The 2,704-nt window shown below is 58.1% G+C and carries 3 protein-coding genes; all 3 read left to right on the top strand.

Annotated elements, in window-relative coordinates; genetic code table 11:
* Positions 1-468, top strand: a 468-nt coding sequence (locus tag DW49_RS0100860) for a TIGR03757 family integrating conjugative element protein (protein ID WP_029774593.1), incomplete at its 5' end; no start/stop codon positions are given.
* The gene (locus DW49_RS0100855; RefSeq protein ID WP_005616106.1) at positions 465-1,403 is read left to right on the top strand and encodes a TIGR03756 family integrating conjugative element protein; all 939 of its coding nucleotides are present in this window, start codon (positions 465-467) and stop codon (positions 1,401-1,403) included. The genes DW49_RS0100860 and DW49_RS0100855, both read left to right, overlap by 4 nt.
* Positions 1,400-2,704: integrating conjugative element protein (locus DW49_RS0100850; RefSeq protein ID WP_420865874.1), on the top strand; the 1,305-nt coding region annotated here is incomplete at its 3' end. The genes DW49_RS0100855 and DW49_RS0100850, both read left to right, overlap by 4 nt.

Genomic DNA, 2,704 nt, shown 5'->3' with positions numbered 1-2,704 from the left:
CCCTCCAGACCCTATAGCTTCAGTTGCAAGAACCGCGTGGCCTTCCTGATCTTGATTGCGGCCGCACAGGTCACCCTCGCGAACGCGGAGACGTTAATCATTACTGACCGGAACCACCCAGTTCAGGCACCTGCACATGTCCGGCTGATTCTCTTGGACGAATCAGAACGGCTTGAGACCAAGCTCTCTGAAGGACTGCCGGCGAATCAGCAACAAGCCATCGCAATCATGCAGCAACGCCTCAAGAGCAGCGATGCGCAGCGCTTGCAACACGACCTGGCCTTAGCTCAGCAAAACCTTGTAGACGCCTGGAGCATTGGGGTCACGAAGGTCCCAGCAGTGGTGGTCGACCGCGCGTTTGTCGTGTATGGCGAAACCAATGCTCTGGCGGCGGAACATCGCATTGCCCAGTGGCGTACTGCAGCCAAACATCAAAACGACGCTGGTCAGGGAGATACGCCGCAATGAACCTACGCAAGCCTTCGGCGTGGGCGACATTGGCGCTGTCGATCTCAACCTGGCCAGCGGCAGCCGGCACAGTGACATCTGCCACCCTCGCCGCCTCAACCCTGTCGCCCGACTGCCTGGAATACAAGGTGGTCGGAATCTGCTACTGGCTGCTTTGCACGCCGTTTGGCTGCAAGGTCAAGACGTCGACCAAGGTTCGACATTTTGTTCCCGACGCGGTTGTATCGAGCTACTCGAACACTGGGGAAAACCCTTGGGTCGAAGTTTCTTCGCTGAGCTCACCCACCTCATTCGCCCAGGATGGCGGCGACGGGACAACCAATCACAACAACGAAGACAGCCTGGCTAAATTCAAAAATGCTGACGTCATTGGCCACCCCGGGGGAGCGACGTTCAGCCGGTTTGCGAGTGCTTCTGGCTACGCCTGCCCAGGTGCTGCTACTCCATACATGCCTTACCTCTTGAGCACACTGGATACGGTTGCCTGGCGCCACGGCGTTCCTGAATCGGTGTACCCGGAGGCACTCATCCCTGGCCGCAGAGAAGTAGGCGGCCTTTTCTCTGGGGACATGTGGGGTAGCGTTTACCCCCGGAGCGGCTTCATCCATCAAGCCGACGATTACAAGGCAGCTGCGGTCATTGCTCAACGTGCTGGCGATGTGGTCACCAGAATTGGACAAGTCCATGTCTACCTACCCCTACGCGCACTACCGATGCCAGGTTATTGGCCTGCAGGAGAACTGATTGAGGGCGTCGCTGCCACGGGTAAATGGCAAGAGCTCACTCCTACTCTCAGTCCGAGCTGCGCTGTATTTCCTAACTTTGGCCCGGGCATGCAAGCCACAGACGGTTCATACGCCTGGGCGCTATGGCGACCCTATTCCTGCTGCAAGCGGCAAGGACAAACCTTTCTTGGCAGTACGGACTTTCAATGATGATCAAGAGGACTTCAATCATGCGCCGCGCCGCCGCCATGTTGACTATCGCAATCATGAGCGCCCTGACGGTAAACAGCGCCCTTGCCGAGACGCAAGGGATCAGTGCCAGCTCGTCCGGCAGCGTCATCGGTGACGATGTGTTGTACAGCGTCGGTGGCGGCAACGCCGGGAACATGGGAAGCGCCGGGAACATGGACAGCATCAGCATTGGCGGTGGCTGGAACAGCAACCTGGTCTGCGGAAACATGAGCCTGAACAATACACTGGAGAATCAGTTGAACGGTGCCACTTCCGGCTTTCAGACGATCATGGGCTCGATGATCTCCAACGCCACCAGCGCAGTGGCCTCATTGCCAGGGCTGATTATCCAGCGCGCCAATCCAGCGCTTTACAACCTGCTCACCAACGGCATCCTGCAAGGCCGTCTTGATTTCGACCGCTCCAAAGGCACGTGCCGCGCCATAGCGGACAAGATGCTCGATGTCGCGGGCGGACAAATGGGCTGGGACAAGATCGCCGAAGGCCAGGCCATGAGTCAGGCGGTGAAAACCGGAAACACAGACGCGGTCTCGGCCGTTGCTCAGGTCGAAAAGCAAGGTGGGAATGACGGTATCACCTGGGTGGGTGGAAGCAAGGCCGGCGGATCGGGCCAACAACCGATCAAGGTCGTAGGCGATGTCACGCGGGCAGGATACAACCTGCTGAACGGACGTAATGCCGCTGATACAGCTTCTATCAGCCCATCGAGCTGCAACAACGGCATGGTGTGCTCCACTTGGTCTTCGCCGCAGGAAGCAACCACATTCGCCAACCGTGTTCTGGGAGAGCAGCAACAGCGCACGTGTGAGGGTTGCACCAAAACCACCTCCACTGCTGGCGTTGGACTCACGCCCCTCATTCAAGAGTCATACGACTCAAAACTCAAGGCGCTGCAGGAGCTCATTTCAGGCAACAAATCCCTCACGCAGGAGAACCTGTCGCAAGCCAGCAGTAGCTCTCTGCCTGTGACGCGCGGCGTGGTCGAGGCCCTGCGCTCCGAACACGACCAGGACATATTGGCCAAACGCCTTGCTTCAGAGCTCGCTTTATCGGATGTGCTGGGTAAAGCGTTGCTGCTTCAACGCACGATGTTTACCGGGAGCAAGGAACCGAACATCGCCGCCAATGATGTGGCCCAGCAGGCGGTCAGTCAGCAGAACAACAACCTGCAACAGGAAATTGACAACCTGAAGACCGAGCTGGAAATGCGGCGCAATCTGGCCAGCAACTCTCCGACCGCCATTCTGCAACGAGCTCAG

This window comes from Pseudomonas avellanae BPIC 631 (assembly GCF_000444135.1).
Lineage (GTDB): Bacteria > Pseudomonadota > Gammaproteobacteria > Pseudomonadales > Pseudomonadaceae > Aquipseudomonas > Aquipseudomonas avellanae.
Note: the sequence above shows the minus strand (reverse complement) of the source record. Positions and strands in the feature narration are given on the sequence as shown.